This window comes from Streptomyces sp. MBT53, assembly GCF_016654115.1.
Lineage (GTDB): Bacteria > Actinomycetota > Actinomycetes > Streptomycetales > Streptomycetaceae > Streptomyces.
On the sequence record NZ_JAEQAZ010000085.1, the window covers coordinates 1 to 15,013 of the forward strand.

A 15,013-nucleotide genomic window follows, 5' to 3' on the forward strand; every position below is an offset into this window, starting at 1 on the left:
GAATTCGCGTACTTCGCCGAGGTGGCGGCGCGCGCCATCTCGGCGAAGTACGCGAATTCGGTGAAGGTGAAAGGTTCATCCCCGTACGTCGTGACGGTCAGGCCGATGAGGCCCGATTTCCCGGTACGGAGCGTGCGAGCCGCCGCGGAGGGGCGATAGCCCAGCCGGTCGGCCACTTCGCGGACATGGCGTCGGGTGGCGTCCGGGAGCCGGCCCTTGCCGTTGAGGGCGTCGGAGACGGTCGTGATGGAGACTCCGGCCGCGGCGGCCACGTCTCTGATTCCCGCCCGGCCCGGCCGGCTTCCTCGACGAGAGGTTTCCGCGCGGCTCACCTGGTGCTTCCCTGCTGCTGTCATGGCGAGCCGATAGTAGGGCTCATGCGGTGGGGTAGTGCGGACGCATATGCACGCGTTGACAGGCACGTTTCTGCAAGGTCAGGAAGGGTCAACTGCCTTAGAAACAAAGTCAGTTAAACGCTTCGATGGCATTACGTGACTTGTCGGCGCGCATGGGCCTGCCAAGTCCCCGATGTTTCGAAGAGGTCTCAACTCACCTGTACGAGGGATGCGCGCCACGGCGCGAGCCACCAGCGCATAGATATATGTACAGCGCGCCCCCGGTTCGTGCGCCTTCGTGCGCTGTTGCCCCTGATGTGGATGTGACGTGTGAGACATTCCCGGGCGGCGTCCGCGGACCGCTCGCCCGGACCGGACCTGTACGCGCCGGCGTCGAATCCTCATAAGGTGAGCAGTATTGAAATCCGGTGGTGGTCACAAGGAGGACTGCGGTGAGCGAGACGAGCCCCAAGCTGCGCGCCGAGCTGGAGGGTATCCCCACCTACAAGCCGGGCAAGCCTGCCGCGGTGGACGGTCCGGTGGCCTACAAGCTGTCCTCCAACGAGAACCCGTACCCGCCGCTGCCGGGTGTCATGGAGAGCGTGACGGCGGCCGCCGCGTCCTTCAACCGGTACCCGGACATGGCCTGCACCGGTCTGATGAACGAGCTGGCGGAACGGTTCGGCGTCCCCGTCTCCCACCTGGCCACCGGCACCGGCTCGGTCGGCGTCGCCCAGCAGCTGATCCAGGCGACCGCCGGACCCGGCGACGAGGTCATGTACGCCTGGCGGTCCTTCGAGGCGTACCCGATCATCACGCGGATCAGCGGTGCCACGGCCGTGCAGGTGCCGTTGACCCCGGGCGATGTGCACGACCTCGACGCGATGGCCGACGCCATCACCGACCGGACCCGGCTGATCTTCGTCTGCAACCCCAACAACCCGACGGGGACGGTCGTACGGCGGGCCGAGCTGGAGCGCTTCCTGGACCGGGTGCCCGGCGATGTGCTGGTCGTACTGGACGAGGCGTACCGGGAGTTCATCCGGGACCTGGAGGTGCCGGACGGCGTCCAGCTCTACCGCGACCGGCCGAACGTCTGCGTCCTGCGGACCTTCTCCAAGGCGTACGGCCTCGCCGGGCTGCGGGTCGGTTTCGCGATCGCGCACGAGCCGGTGGCGGCGGCGCTGCGCAAGACGGCGGTGCCCTTCGGGGTGAGCCAGCTCGCGCAGGACGCGGCGGTCGCCTCGCTGCGCGCCGAGGACGAACTGCTCGGCCGGGTCGGCTCGTTGGTGAGCGAGCGCACCCGTGTGGTCGACACGCTGCGCGCCCAGGGCTGGACGGTCCCGGAGACCCAGGCCAACTTCGTGTGGCTGCGGCTGGGGGAGCGCACGGTCGACTTCGCGGCGGTGTGCGACCAGGCGGGCGTGGTGGTGCGGCCGTTCGCGGGTGAGGGCGTGCGGATCACGATCGGGGAGACCGAGGGCAACGACATCTTCCTGAAGGTGGCGGAGGGGTTCCGCAAGGAGCTGTAGCGCAGCTGTAGCGCGGTCGTCGACGGGATCGTTTGTAACGAGTGACGTCAGGGGGGTTGCCTTATGGGGACCCCCCTTCGTAATGGGACCCCCCTTCCTCGGTCGAAAATCGGTACGTCATAATAGCTTGTGAATGTGAACGCGTTCACAAGCGTGTCCCAGTTCGTCCCGTGATGTGTGCGACAAAAGGGGCAAACTGCCGCTGTACCACGGCGACATAAGGAGACCGACGACGTGGAAATGGCTCTGGCGCCAGAGACACTGGCGCGATGGCAGTTCGGTATCACCACCGTCTACCACTTCCTGTTCGTCCCGCTGACGATCTCGCTCGCCGCTCTCACGGCCGGGCTGCAGACCGCGTGGGTGCGCACGGAGAAGGAGAAGTACCTCAGGGCCACCAAGTTCTGGGGCAAGCTCTTCCTGATCAACATCGCCATGGGTGTCGTCACGGGCATCGTGCAGGAGTTCCAGTTCGGCATGAACTGGTCCGCCTACTCGCGGTTCGTCGGCGACATCTTCGGGGCCCCGCTCGCCTTCGAGGCGCTGATCGCGTTCTTCTTCGAGTCCACCTTCATCGGGCTGTGGATCTTCGGCTGGGACAAGCTGCCCAAGCGGATCCACCTGGCCTGCATCTGGATGGTCTCGATCGGCACGATCCTCTCGGCGTACTTCATCCTCGCGGCCAACTCGTGGATGCAGCACCCCGTCGGCTACAGGATCAACAAGGCCAAGGGCCGTGCCGAACTCACCGACTTCTGGCACGTGCTGACCCAGAACACCGCGCTCGCGCAGGCCTTCCACACGCTCTCCGCGTCCTTCCTGACCGGCGGCGCGTTCATGGTCGGCATCGCGGGCTTCCACCTGTACCGCAAGAAGCACATCTCCGTGATGAAGACCTCGCTGCGGCTGGGCCTGATCACCGTCACCATCGCCGGTCTGCTCACCGCTGTCAGCGGTGACACCCTCGGCAAGGTCATGTTCAAGCAGCAGCCGATGAAGATGGCCTCCGCCGAAGCCCTGTGGGACGGCCAGGACTCGGCACCCTTCTCGATCTTCGCCTACGGCGATGTCAGCAAGGGCCACAACACCGTCGAACTCTCGATCCCCGGGATACTGTCGTTCCTCGCCGACGACGACTTCAGCTCCTACGTCCCCGGCATCAACGACACCAACAAGGCCGAGCAGGCCAAGTACGGTCCCGGCGACTACCGGCCCATCATCCCCGTCACCTTCTGGGCGTTCCGCTGGATGATCGGCTTCGGCATGGCGTCCTTCGCCATCGGAGTGGCCGGACTCTGGCTGACCCGCAAGAAGTTCATGCTGCCCCAGCATCTGCGGGTGGGCGACGACGAGGTCCCGAACGTGGTCCTCTTCAAGAAGAAGGCCCTGGGCCCGAAGCTCACCAAGCTCTACTGGCTGGTGTCCATCTGGACCCTCGGCTTCCCCCTCATCGCCAACTCCTGGGGCTGGATCTTCACCGAGATGGGCCGCCAGCCCTGGGTCGTGTACGGCCTCTTCCAGACCCGTGACGCCGTCTCCCCCAGCGTCTCCCAGGGCGAGGTCCTCACCTCGATGATCGTCTTCACCTCGCTCTACGCGATCCTCGCCGTCATCGAGGTCAAGCTGCTCGCGAAGTACGTCAAGGCCGGCCCGCCCGAGCTCACCGAGGCCGACCTCAACCCGCCCACGAAGATCGGCGGCGACTCCCAGGACGCCGACAAGCCGATGGCCTTCTCGTACTAGGCCGAGGGAGCTGCAACAGTCATGGAACTGCACGACGTCTGGTTCGTCCTCATCGCCGTCCTGTGGACCGGCTACTTCTTCCTGGAGGGCTTCGACTTCGGGGTCGGCATCCTCACCAAGCTGCTCGCCCGGAACCGCACCGAGAAGCGGGTGCTGATCAACACGATCGGCCCGGTCTGGGACGGCAACGAGGTCTGGCTGCTCACGGCCGGCGGCGCGACCTTCGCCGCCTTCCCCGAGTGGTACGCCACCCTCTTCTCCGGCTTCTACCTCGCCCTGCTGATCATCCTGGTCTGCCTGATCGTCCGGGGCGTCGCCTTCGAGTACCGGGCGAAGCGCCCCGAGGAGAACTGGCAGCGCAACTGGGAGACGGCGATCTTCTGGACCTCGCTGCTCCCCGCGTTCCTGTGGGGCGTGGCCTTCGGCAACATCGTGCGGGGCGTGAAGATCGACAAGAACTTCGAGTACGCCGGCACCTTCTGGGACCTGCTCAACCCGTACGCCATCCTCGGCGGCCTGGTCACCCTGACCCTCTTCACGTTCCACGGCGTGGTGTTCACGGCGCTCAAGACCGTAGGGGACATCCGGGTGCGGGCACGGAAGCTCGCCCTTCAAGTCGGTCTCGTCACCGCCCTGTTGGCGCTCGCCTTCCTGATCTGGACCCAGGTCGACAGCGGTGACGGCAAGAGCCTGGTGGCGATGATCGTGGCCGTCGTCGCCCTGGTCGCGGCGCTGGGGGCGATCCAAGTCGGGCGCGAGGGCTGGTCGTTCGCGTTCTCCGGGGTCACCATCATCGCCGCCGTCGCGATGCTCTTCCTGTCGCTCTTCCCGAACGTCATGCCGTCCTCGCTCAACCCGGACTGGAGCCTCACGGTCACCAACGCCTCGTCGAGCCCGTACACGCTGCGGATCATGACCTGGTGTGCGGGGATCGCCACGCCGATCGTCCTGCTCTACCAGGGCTGGACGTACTGGGTGTTCCGCAAGCGGATCGGAACGCAGCACATCGCCGAAGCGGCGCACTGAGTCCGAGCGCTGAGTCCGAGCATTGAGTCCGACTTGGGGCATGTTTCACGTGAAACATGCCCCCCTCGGGGCCGGCCGAGAAGTCCGGACCTCCCGATGAAGAGGGTGTGTTTCACGTGAAACCAATCGACCCACGGCTACTCCGATACGCCCGCGCCACCCGCCTCTTCCTGATGGCGGTCGTCGGCCTGGGAGCTGTCGGGGCGCTGCTGGTCATCGCCCAGGCGATGCTCATCGCCGAGGTCGTGGTCGGCGCGTTCCAGCACGGCAAGTCCGTGAGCGAACTCGGCACTCCCCTGCTGCTGTTGGTCGCCGTCGCGGCTGGCCGTGCCCTGGTCTCCTGGCTCACCGAACTCGCAGCCCACCGCGCCAGCGCCTCCGTGAAGTCGGAACTACGACGACGGCTGCTGGAGCATTCCGTGGAACTGGGCCCCGGTTGGCTGAGCGGACAGCGGACCGGCTCGCTGGTCGCCCTCGCCACCCGTGGGGTCGACGCCCTCGACGACTACTTCTCGCGCTATCTCCCGCAGTTGGGGCTCGCGGTGGTCGTCCCGGTGGCGGTGCTGGCGCGGATCGTCACCGAGGACTGGGTCTCGGCGGCGATCATCGTCGGCACCCTGCCCCTCATCCCGCTCTTCATGGTGATGATCGGCTGGGCCACGCAGTCCCGGATGGACCGTCAGTGGCAGTTGCTGTCCCGGCTCTCCGGGCACTTCCTGGACGTGGTCGCGGGGCTGCCGACCCTGAAGGTGTTCGGCCGGGCCAAGGCGCAGGCCGAGTCGATCCGGCGGATCACCGGCGAGTACCGCCAGGCGACCATGCGGACTCTGCGGATCGCCTTCGTCTCCTCCTTCGCGCTGGAACTCCTGGCCACCCTCTCCGTGGCCCTGGTCGCCGTGACGATCGGCATGCGGCTCGTCCACGGCGACATGGACCTCTACATCGGTCTCGTCGTCCTCGTCCTGGCCCCCGAGGCGTATCTGCCGCTGCGCCAGGTCGGCGCGCAGTACCACGCGGCGGCGGAGGGCCTCGCGGCGGCCGAGGAGATTTTCGCGGTCCTGGAGACACCGGTGCCGGCCTCGGGCACCACCGAAGCACCCTCCGACGCCCTGGCCTTCGAGGGTGTGACGGTCCGCTATCCCGGGCGGTCCGTGGACGCTGTGTCGGACGTGTCCTTCACCGTGGAACCCGGCGAGACGGTCGCCCTCGTAGGACCGAGTGGTTCGGGCAAGTCCACATTGCTGAACGCCCTGTTGGGGTTCGTGCGGCCCGTCGAGGGCCGGGTGTGCGTCGGGGGAGTCGATCTCACCGACGCCGACCTGGAGCGGTGGCGGTCGCGGATCGCCTGGGTGCCGCAACACCCGCAGCTGTACGCCGGGACGATCGCCGAGAACGTACGGCTGGCCCGGCCCGACGCCGACGACACCGCCGTACGGCGGGCGTTGGCCGACGCAGGTGCCCTGGAGTTCGTGGACGCGTTGCCCGAGGGCATCGGGAGTGTGCTCGGTGAGGACGGGGCCGGACTGTCCGCCGGGCAGCGGCAGCGGCTCGCGCTGGCCCGGGCCTTCCTCGCCGACCGTCCTGTCCTGCTCCTCGACGAGCCGACGGCCGCGTTGGACGGAGCGACCGAGGCCGAAGTGGTCGAGGCGGTACGGCGGTTGGCGGTCGGGCGGACCGTCCTGCTCGTGGTGCACCGGCCGGCCCTGCTGGCGGTGGCGGACCGGGTGGTGCGGGTGACGGAGGGCGAGGCGGTGGTTCGCGCGGAGACGGAGACCGTGCCGACGGTCGCCGGTACGAGCCCGGAGGCGACGGTGAGTTCCGTGGCCGTCGACGAGCCCGAGACACGGCTCGCCGCACACAAGGGCAGCGTCCTCTCCCGCGTCCGTGCGATGTCCGGTGCCCGGCGTGGCCGCCTCGCCCTGGCGCTGCTGCTCGGAAGTCTCGCGCTGGGCAGTGCGGTTGGGCTCATGGCCACTTCCGGGTGGCTGATCTCGCGGGCCTCGCAGCAGCCGCCCGTGCTGTATCTGATGGTGGCGGTGACGGCGACCCGGGCCTTCGGGATCGGTCGGGCCGTGTTCCGGTACGCGGAGCGGCTGGTGTCGCACGACGCGGTGCTGCGGATGCTGGCCGACACCCGGGTCGCCGTCTACCGGCGCCTCGAACGGCTGGCGCCCGCCGGCCTGCGCGACACCCGGCGAGGGGATCTCCTCTCCCGGCTCGTCGCCGACGTGGACGCGCTCCAGGACTACTGGCTGCGCTGGTTGCTGCCCGCCGGGGTCGCGGCCGGCGTCTCCGCGGCGACGGTCGGCTTCACTGCCTGGCTGCTGCCCGAGGCCGGTGCCGTGCTCGCGGTCGGTCTCCTCGCGGCCGGCGTAGGTGTCCCCCTCGTCACCGCTGCCGTGGCCCGGCGCGCCGAACGACGGCTGGCCCCGGCCCGCGGTGCGCTCGCCACCCGCGTGACCGAACTGCTCACCGGTACGGCCGAGTTGACGGTCGCCGGCGCGCTGCCCGCCCGTACCGCCGAGGCCCGACGTGCGGACGGCGTCCTCACCCGGATCGCCTCCCGTGCCGCCACCGCCACTGCCCTCGGCGACGGCCTCACCGCCCTGATCTCCGGCCTGACCGTCGCCGCCACCGCACTCGTGGCAGCGCAGGCCGTCGCCGCGGGACGGCTCAGTGGTGTGCTGACGGCCGTCGTCGTCCTCACCCCGCTCGCCGCCTTCGAGGCCGTCCTCGGACTGCCTCTCGCCGTGCAGTACCGGCAGCGGGTCCGCAAGAGCGCGGAGCGTGTGTACGAGATCCTGGACGCCCCCGAGCCCGTACGGGAACCGGAACGGCCCCGCCAGGCGCCCGCGACGCCCTTCCCGCTCGTGGTGCAGGGACTGGCCGCCCGGCACACCGGGCAGGACCGGGACGCGCTCGCCGGGCTCGACCTCACGCTGGAGAAGGGGCGCCGGGTCGCCGTGGTCGGGTCCTCCGGGTCCGGCAAGACGACGCTGGCACAGGTGCTGCTGCGCTTCCTGGACGCGGACGCCGGTTCGTACACGCTGGCCGGCGTGGACGCGTACGCCCTGGACGGCGACGACGTACGACGGCTCGTCGGGCTGTGTGCCCAGGACGCGCACCTCTTCGACAGTTCGGTGCGCGAGAACCTGCTGCTGGCGAGGAAGGACGCGACCGAGGACGAGCTGCGGGTCGCGCTGGAGCGGGCCCGGCTGCTCGACTGGGCCGACGGGCTGCCCGCCGGACTGGACACGCTCGTCGGTGAGCACGGGGCGCGGCTGTCCGGCGGGCAGCGGCAGCGGCTGGCCCTGGCCCGTGCGCTGCTCGCCGACTTCCCGGTGCTCGTGCTCGACGAGCCCGCCGAGCACCTGGACCTGGCGACCGCCGACGCGCTCACCGCGGATCTGCTGGCCGCCACGGAGGGCCGTACGACCCTGCTGATCACGCACCGGCTGGCGGGACTCGAGGACGTGGACGAGGTGATCGTGCTGGACGAGGGACGGGTCGTGCAGCGGGGACCGTACGCCGAACTGGTCCTGGCGGACGGGCCGTTGCGGGGGATGGCGGAGCGGGAGGCGGAGTCGGAGCTGTTGGTGGCGGCCGGGTAGGGAGCCCCGGTCGCCACCATGCTCGACTTTCGGTGACAAAGGGGACTTATTAGGCTCGGGGTATGTCTGCTGCCCCGAGTGCCGGTCCCCCGTCGCCCTCCTCGGGGCTGCCGGCCGAACCGGCCGTACGTGTGCCGCAGTTGCTGGCGGCGATGCGGTCCGTGGGCAGTGGGCTCGAACTGCACTCCACGCTGGAGCGGATCTGCGAGGCGGCGGCCACGCTGACCGGCGCCCGGTACGCGGGACTCGGTGTCGTGGACGAGGAGGGCGACGCACTCGCCGACTTCGTCTTCCACGGTGTCGACGCGGGCACCGCGCGGCGCATCGGACGCTTTCCCGACGGGCACAAGGGGCTGCTCGGCGCCCTCGTCCGGGAGCCGGATCCGGTCCGGCTCGTGGATGTGACCCAGGACCCGCGCTCGTGGGGCTTCCCCGCGCACCATCCTCGGATGCGGGCCTTCCTTGGTGTTCCGATCCGGGTCCAGGGGGAGGTCTTCGGCAATCTCTATCTCGGCGAGAAGCGCGGCGGGGACCCCTTCGACGACGATGACGTCGACATGGTCCGGGTCCTGGCGACCGAGGCCGGTATCGCCATCGGCAACGCCCGGCTGTACGAGGCCGCCCAGCAGCGCGAGCGGTGGATCGACGGATCGGTGGCCGTCACGACCGCCCTGTTGTCCGGCGGGGACGCCGAGGACGCGCTCCAGGTCGTCGCGGAACGGGCCCGCCGGCTCTCCGGGTCGGCGGCCGGGATCGTGCTGCTGCCCGCCGACGCGGGCGGCATGGAGATCGTCGCCGTGGCCTCGGAACGGCCGTCGGACCAGCTCGGCAGAGTCGTCCCGCCCGAGAGCGAGATCATGGCGCGACTCCTCGACGGACAGCCGGTGTTCGTCAAGGACGCGGGCACCGACCCCCGGATGATCAGCGCCCTCGCGCGCGCGTACGGGCCGATCATGGCGCTGCCCCTGCAGAGCGGCGGGCGTGTCCTGGGGGCCTTGGTCACTCCTCGGGCGCGGGGCGAGCGGCCGTTCACGGAGGCGGAACGCACCCTCGCGATCCAGTTCGCCTCGCAGGCCGCGCTCGCGCTGATGATGGCCGAGGCCCAGCGCGACCGGGAACGCCTCGCGGTGTACGAGGACCGGGACCGGATCGCCCGCGACCTGCACGACCTGGTCGTCCAACGGCTGTTCGCCACCGGGATGATGCTGGAGAGCGCCCGGCGCGACTCGCTCGTGCCCGAGGTGCGGCAGGGCGTCGGCAACGCCGTCGACGAACTCGACATCACCATCCAGGAGATCCGCACCGCGATCTTCGCCCTCCAACAGGGCCCCACCGAAGCACCCTCCGGGCTGCGCACGCGGGTGCTGCGGGAAATCAACACGGCCGCCGTACCGCTCGGTTTCACCCCCGCGCACCGCTTCGTCGGCGCGGTCGACACCGTGGTCGGCGACCTGACCGGCAAGAACCTCATCGCGGCCCTGCGCGAGGCCCTCTCCAACGCGTTCCGGCACGCGGCGGCCACCCGGATCGAGGTCGTCGTCGACGCGACCGCGCCCCTGCCCGACGGGCGGCCGGGCGTACGACTCACGGTCGCGGACGACGGGGTCGGCATCCCGGAGGGCGGTCGCCGCAGCGGCCTGAGGAACCTCAAGCGCCGGGCCGAATCCCTGGGCGGCGACAGCTGGTACGGGCCCGGCGACGGCGGACGCGGTACGACGGTGGTGTGGCAGGCGCCCCACTGACCCCGTCGCCCCGGGGCTCCCGCTGAGCCGTTCGCGCCAGCCTGTCCCCCATGCGTACGACCTGAACAGGGCACTGGTCCGCCGCGCGGGTCACGATCGCTGACGTGCCCTCATCTCGCCGTCACCCATTGCTCGTTCCGGTGCTGCTGTGCGCGATCGCCGTGCTGGCGGCCCGCCCCGGCGACGGCGGCAGCCACATCGTCGGCGGCGGGCAGACGGACGCCTCGGGAGCGGCGGGTTCCTGCCCGGGCACGGTCCGCCTCGACCAGCCGCCGACCACCGAAACCGCCTCATGGGTCGCGCCGGTGGAGTCGAGTGAGCTGTCCGCGGGGTTCGGCAGCGACGGCTCCCGGTGGGCGGACCGGCACACCGGCCAGGACTTCGCGGTGCCCGTCGGGACGCCGGTGCGGGCGGCCGGAGCGGGCCGGGTGGTGCGGGTGTCCTGCGGCGGCGCCTTCGGCACTCAGATCGTGGTCGAGCATCCGGGCGGCTACCGCACGCAGTACGCCCACCTCTCCGCCGTCGCCGTCGACGAGGGGGACCGTGTCGTCACCGGCCAGTGGATCGGCGAGTCCGGCACGACCGGCAACTCCACGGGACCGCACCTGCACTTCGAGGTACGGACCACTGCGGAGACGGGGTCGGCGGTCGATCCGCTGCCGTGGCTGGCGGCGCGCGGAGTGGCCGTCGGCTGAGCTACCGCCGCTCCGCCAGCATCCGCTCGATGACGACCGCCACGCCGTCCTCGTTGTTGTCGACGGTCCGTCCCGAGGCGGCGGCGAGCACGGCGGGGTGCGCGTTGCCCATGGCGTACGACTGCCCCGCCCAGGTGAGCATCTCGACGTCGTTGGGCATGTCCCCGAAGGCGACGACCTCCTCGGGCGCGATACCCCGTTCCGCGCAGCACAGGGCGAGCGTGCTCGCCTTGGAGACACCGGGGCCGCTGATCTCCAGCAGGGCGCTGGGACTGGAGCGGGTGACGTTCGCGCGGTCGCCCAGGGCGAGTCGGGCGGTGGTCAGGAACTCGTCCGGGTCGAGGTCGGGGTGGAACGCGAGGATCTTCAGCACCGGTTCGTCGGCCCCCGGTGCGTCTGCCGCGAGGAGCTTCTCGGCGGGCGCGAGGGTGTCCGGGATCTCCATGTGCAGCTTCGGATACGCCGGCTCCTGGTAGAAGCCGTAGGTCTGCTCGATCGCGTACACCGTCCCGGGCGCCGCCTCGCGCACGAGTCGTACGGCGTCGAGGGCGTTGTTGCGGGCCAGTTCGCGGACCTTCACGAAGCGGTGGGCGCCGGGGCCGCCGTGCAGGTCGACCACGGCGGCGCCGTTTCCGCAGATCGCCAGGCCGTGGCCGTGGACGTGGTCGCTGACGACGTCCATCCAGCGGGCCGGGCGGCCGGTCACGAAGAAGACCTCGACACCCGCCTCCTCGGCAGCCGCCAGGGCGGCGACCGTGCGGGGGGACACCGACTTGTCGTCGCGCAGCAGAGTGCCGTCCAGGTCGGTGGCGATCAGCCGTGGCGGGGCGGCGGAGGCCGGGGTCTCGGGCTGTCGAGTCGCTGAGGTCACCGGGCCATTCTCCCGCATTTGCCCGCACGGCCGTGCGAGGGTGCGCACATGTGAGTGGTTATGGCCCCTCGCAGGGCCGTCGCGCCTGCGGTCAGGGGTGCCGCCGGGGCGGCGGAGGAGTGTCCCGTCAGGGTTCCGCGGTGTGTCGGTGGGCGCGGGCACGCCGATCGGTGCCGGGCCGGATGCGCTGGGGCAAAACCGTGCGGGCGGAGCCGACGGTTCCGGTGGGCCGACGTTACGGCTCCCGCCGGAAGGCGGGCCGGCGGGTGCGGCCGATCCGGAGCGATGCGGTGGAGCCGGCCCCGTTCCACCGCGCCGAGGGCGGGACCGCCGTACGGTCCGGGTGGCGTGTCGGCCATCGGGTCGTACCAGGTGGTGTGCCGTGGGAGCGGACAAGGGTGTGCGTCTCGTCCGGGACCGGCACGGCGCGTTCTCCCGCGCTCGGTGGCGGATGCGGTCGGGCGCGGCACCCGAAGCCCGTGCCTTTCCGTGGGGACGGGCAACTGCGGCCCGATTCGTATGCAACAGCAAATGATCGCACATGCCCCGGGGGTGGATCGGGGCCGTCGGTGCCCCCGGGCGGTGCCGGACCCGCGCCGTTTGGTCAACTGGCCTTGTTCGACGCGGACTGAGGTCTGTACCAGGGGTGCCGTCGGGCGCCTCGGTTACCCACTCCGGCGCGCGGAAACCTCAAGACTGCCTCAACTCGCTTTACATTAGGTAACGTTCATCGTTTACTGACGCTTCCCCACGATGGCACGCCTCCGGGCGCGGATGAGGGACCTCGGCGGCTGCTGCCCGCGCGGCCCTCACCAGCCGTATCGGAATGGAGGCGCGCCCTGCGGGGAGCGCAGATCCGCGACACCGTCGACCCGGCCCATCGGGTCGAGGTGCCACGACAACCGCCGCCCGGCGCCGAAATCCCGGCATGCGAGCAGCGCAAGGAGAGCAACGGGACAACCGGCTGAGGCGGTCACACAGATATCAACGGGGAGATCATCGCTTTGACAAATCTCACGAAGGACGATCAGAGACCGGGGCCACGGCCGGAGCCGCAGCCGGGGCCGCAAGGGGACTTGAGCGCCGCCCCGGCCACCCCGCCCGCTCCAGGGGACCCTCACGCCATCCCCTCGCTCACCCCCCGAGAACGGCAAGTTCTCGTCCTGCTCAGTCACGCCGCCGACAATCGCGAGATCAGCCGCCGGCTGGGCATAGCCGAGCGCACCGTCAAAGCGCATCTGACCAACCTCATGGTCAAGATCAAAGTGACCGGCCGTACGGAAGCGGCCCTCTTCGCCTACGCCCATCACGGCCGTCTCGCCGACGGGCTCTGAGGATCCCGTCCGCCGCCGCACCCCGGGCTTGACAACGTGCATATCGCTTATCGATACTATCGATAAGCGATATGCACGTGGGGTGACAGGGGGGAAACCGTGAGTACGAAGTCCTGGTGGAGCCGGACCGACAACCGACTGCTGGAGGCGGCTCTCGGCCTGGCCGCCCTGCTCGACGGCGTCTTCGGCGTACTGCTCCCGGCTCTCGGAGTGGTCGGCCTCATCGACCCCGTGGACACCCGCGAGGTCAGGACCGAGACCGCGACCCGGGTACCGGGCACCGTGACCGACGCGGTCGCGGGCCACGGCATGACCCTCACCGGCACCCACCGGGCCGACCTCGCCTTCGCCCACCCCGACCTGGGCCAGCGCCTGTTGCTCGCCCTGCCGGATGTCGTCGGCGGTCTGCTGCTGCTCCTCGTCCTGGTCCTCCTGACGCGGATGGCCGGGACACTGCGGGACGGCGATGTCTTCGTGCCGAGGAACGCCCGCCGGCTGAGTGTCATCGGGCTCACGGTGCTGGTCCAGGCCGTCCTCTCCCCGACGCTGCCGGCGTTCACCACACAGGCACTGGTGAGCGGCACCCCCATGGCCGAGCAGATCCCCCTCTCGGTCACCTTCACCGGTGAGTACGTCCTGCTCGCCTTCCTCATCCTGTCGCTGGGCGAGGTCTTCCGGCGGGGGACCAAGCTCCGCGCCGACACCGAGGGGCTGGTCTGATGCCGCCGGACGAGGAACACCGGGTCAAGGTCCACCTGGACCGGCTGCTGGCCGAGCGCGGTATGACCCTGTCCGAACTGGCGGCCAAGGTCGACGTGACGGTGGTCAACCTCTCCGTCCTGAAGAACGACCGGGCGAAGGCGATCCGCTTCTCCACCCTCACCGCGATCTGCCGCGAACTGAACTGCCAGCCCGGCGACCTGCTCAGCGTCCGCGAGGACTGACCCGAACACAGCCTGTAACTCCACCATCTAGACAAGGGATTGCTCATGGGGACGACCTCTGTCCGGCAGCTGTTACAGGCCGGCGTGATCACCGTGTGTGCCGCCGCGCTCGCGGCGTGCGGGACCTCCTCGCGCTCCTACAACGTGTCGGCAGCGCCGGGAGGCGACAGCGCCGGCTGCTCCGGTCTGGTGAGCAGGGCGCCGCAGAAACTGGGCGGCCACGAGCGCAACGATTCCGACCAGAAGGGAACGGCCGTCTGGGGGGACGGCGATGTGATCCTCCGCTGCGGGAACATCTCGGACGTCCCGGAGTCCGCCGCGTGCACGTCGGTCAAGGGCGTCGACTGGGTCGTGAACGCGAAGAAGACCCACGACGGGACGAAGACGGTCCTGTCGTACGGGCGCAGCCCCGCGGCCGAGGTCACCATGTCGGAGCGGATCAAGGACAAGGACGCCGTCATCGGTGCGATGTCCGGGATCGTGTCGGGGCTCGCCCGGCAGAAGGCGTGCACGAAGCAGGGCTGAGGTAGCCCTGAGGGGCAGGATGCCCGAAGGTGCGATGGTGGCCGATGTGGCCAGAGCCGTAGAAATCAGTGGAACGTGCGTACGGGTGCCGTCTCGGGTACCGGACGCACGGCCAAGGAAGCATTTCCACTTCTACGGGGAGAAACCATGCGTAATCTCTCGCGCCTCGCGTCTGGTGGTGCCGCGGCGATAGCTGCCGGGGCGCTGCTGTTCGCGGCCGCGCCCGCGCACGCCACGTCGGCCTCGAACACCTGGGGCATCCCGGGTCACAGAATGCAGGTGAACGCCTGGCACTGCGGCTCGTACGTGACGGCCTGCGACTGGAAGGCGTCGACCAAGCTGTACAAGGGCAACAGTGGCTCGACGCACGACAGCGCGCAGTGGGTGCAGAACCGGGCCATCCTGGCCGCTCACGGCATCAGCGTCTCCATCAAGATCTCGAAGAACCCCGAGGCGTCGCTGACGATGAACAGCAGGTCGCAGGGAACGGTCCGCTGGAAGAACTACGGCGGCCACAAGTGGATCGCGGACACCTACGGGCAGATGAAGCCCAGCAGGCTGACCGTGTACGTCTCGACGAAGTCCTGCGGCTCCGCCCAGATCACCAGCCGCATCAAGTTCACGGAGAAGTGCGTCTACGCCGGCGCCTCCTGAT

At 69.8% G+C, this 15,013-nt stretch carries 12 protein-coding genes and 1 pseudogene; 11 read left to right on the forward strand and 2 right to left on the reverse strand.

Annotated features, from left to right (window positions below; genetic code table 11):
- Positions 1 to 356 (reverse strand): LacI family DNA-binding transcriptional regulator (locus JHN45_RS27815; RefSeq protein WP_201051119.1); only part of this gene is annotated, 356 nt, incomplete at its 3' end.
- Between the two features lie 431 nt (positions 357 to 787).
- Between JHN45_RS27815 and hisC the strand changes: the two genes are divergently transcribed.
- The 6 genes and pseudogenes from hisC to JHN45_RS27845 all read left to right on the forward strand — a co-directional run.
- Positions 788 to 1,867 carry a histidinol-phosphate transaminase gene (gene hisC / locus JHN45_RS27820; protein WP_201051121.1) on the forward strand — a complete coding sequence of 360 codons (1,080 nt, stop codon included), beginning with the start codon at positions 788 to 790 and terminating at the stop codon, positions 1,865 to 1,867.
- Positions 1,868 to 2,101: 234 nt separating this feature from the next.
- Positions 2,102 to 3,610: a cytochrome ubiquinol oxidase subunit I gene (locus JHN45_RS27825; RefSeq protein WP_200709296.1), complete on the forward strand. Its 1,509-nt coding sequence runs from the start codon at positions 2,102 to 2,104 to the stop codon at positions 3,608 to 3,610.
- A gap of 21 nt (positions 3,611 to 3,631) precedes the next feature.
- Positions 3,632 to 4,636, forward strand: a complete 1,005-nt coding sequence (cydB, locus tag JHN45_RS27830) for a cytochrome d ubiquinol oxidase subunit II (RefSeq protein WP_201051123.1) — start codon at positions 3,632 to 3,634, stop codon at positions 4,634 to 4,636.
- Between the two features lie 116 nt (positions 4,637 to 4,752).
- Positions 4,753 to 8,247: a thiol reductant ABC exporter subunit CydD gene (gene cydD, locus JHN45_RS27835; protein WP_201051129.1), complete on the forward strand. Its 3,495-nt coding sequence runs from the start codon at positions 4,753 to 4,755 to the stop codon at positions 8,245 to 8,247.
- Positions 8,248 to 8,309: 62 nt separating this feature from the next.
- A complete protein-coding gene (locus JHN45_RS27840) occupies positions 8,310 to 9,989 on the forward strand; it encodes a GAF domain-containing sensor histidine kinase (RefSeq protein ID WP_201051131.1) in 1,680 nt (559 codons plus the stop codon).
- Positions 9,990 to 10,198: 209 nt separating this feature from the next.
- Positions 10,199 to 10,684, forward strand: a pseudogene (locus tag JHN45_RS27845) (M23 family metallopeptidase); the annotation flags it as partial.
- A gap of 1 nt (position 10,685) precedes the next feature.
- On the opposite strand, the gene JHN45_RS27850 reads toward JHN45_RS27845, so the two are convergent.
- Positions 10,686 to 11,573: a Cof-type HAD-IIB family hydrolase gene (locus JHN45_RS27850; RefSeq protein WP_200709300.1), complete on the reverse strand. Its 888-nt coding sequence runs from the start codon at positions 11,571 to 11,573 to the stop codon at positions 10,686 to 10,688.
- Between the two features lie 1,058 nt (positions 11,574 to 12,631).
- Here JHN45_RS27850 and JHN45_RS27855 point away from each other — a divergent pair.
- From JHN45_RS27855 to JHN45_RS27875, 5 genes are all read left to right on the forward strand, one after another.
- Complete coding sequence (locus JHN45_RS27855) at positions 12,632 to 12,889, forward strand: helix-turn-helix transcriptional regulator (RefSeq protein WP_200709301.1); 258 nt, start codon at positions 12,632 to 12,634, stop codon at positions 12,887 to 12,889.
- Between the two features lie 99 nt (positions 12,890 to 12,988).
- Entirely contained in the window at positions 12,989 to 13,609 is a 621-nt protein-coding gene (locus JHN45_RS27860; protein WP_200709302.1) for a DUF2975 domain-containing protein, read from the forward strand.
- Positions 13,609 to 13,833, forward strand: coding sequence for a helix-turn-helix transcriptional regulator (locus tag JHN45_RS27865; protein ID WP_200709303.1), 225 nt, complete (start codon positions 13,609 to 13,611; stop codon positions 13,831 to 13,833). Before JHN45_RS27860 ends, JHN45_RS27865 begins: the two co-directional genes overlap by 1 nt.
- A gap of 45 nt (positions 13,834 to 13,878) precedes the next feature.
- Complete coding sequence (locus JHN45_RS27870; protein ID WP_201051133.1) at positions 13,879 to 14,358, forward strand: DUF3515 family protein; 480 nt, start codon at positions 13,879 to 13,881, stop codon at positions 14,356 to 14,358.
- A 147-nt stretch (positions 14,359 to 14,505) separates the two neighbouring features.
- On the forward strand, positions 14,506 to 15,012 hold the full coding sequence (locus JHN45_RS27875; RefSeq protein ID WP_200709305.1) for a hypothetical protein: 507 nt from the start codon (positions 14,506 to 14,508) through the stop codon (positions 15,010 to 15,012).
- Position 15,013: the final 1 nt, after the last annotated feature.

What these genes read in the sequence shown, in the direction of transcription:
- cydB (WP_201051123.1), top strand. Translation starts at nt 3,632, where the DNA reads ATGGAACTGCACGACGTCTGGTTCGTCCTCATCGCCGTCCTGTGGACC.
- JHN45_RS27840 (WP_201051131.1), top strand. Translation starts at nt 8,310, where the DNA reads ATGTCTGCTGCCCCGAGTGCCGGTCCCCCGTCGCCCTCCTCGGGGCTG.
- JHN45_RS27850 (WP_200709300.1), bottom strand. Translation starts at nt 11,573, where the DNA reads ATGCGGGAGAATGGCCCGGTGACCTCAGCGACTCGACAGCCCGAGACC.
- JHN45_RS27865 (WP_200709303.1), top strand. Translation starts at nt 13,609, where the DNA reads ATGCCGCCGGACGAGGAACACCGGGTCAAGGTCCACCTGGACCGGCTG.
- JHN45_RS27870 (WP_201051133.1), top strand. Translation starts at nt 13,879, where the DNA reads ATGGGGACGACCTCTGTCCGGCAGCTGTTACAGGCCGGCGTGATCACC.
- JHN45_RS27875 (WP_200709305.1), top strand. Translation starts at nt 14,506, where the DNA reads ATGCGTAATCTCTCGCGCCTCGCGTCTGGTGGTGCCGCGGCGATAGCT.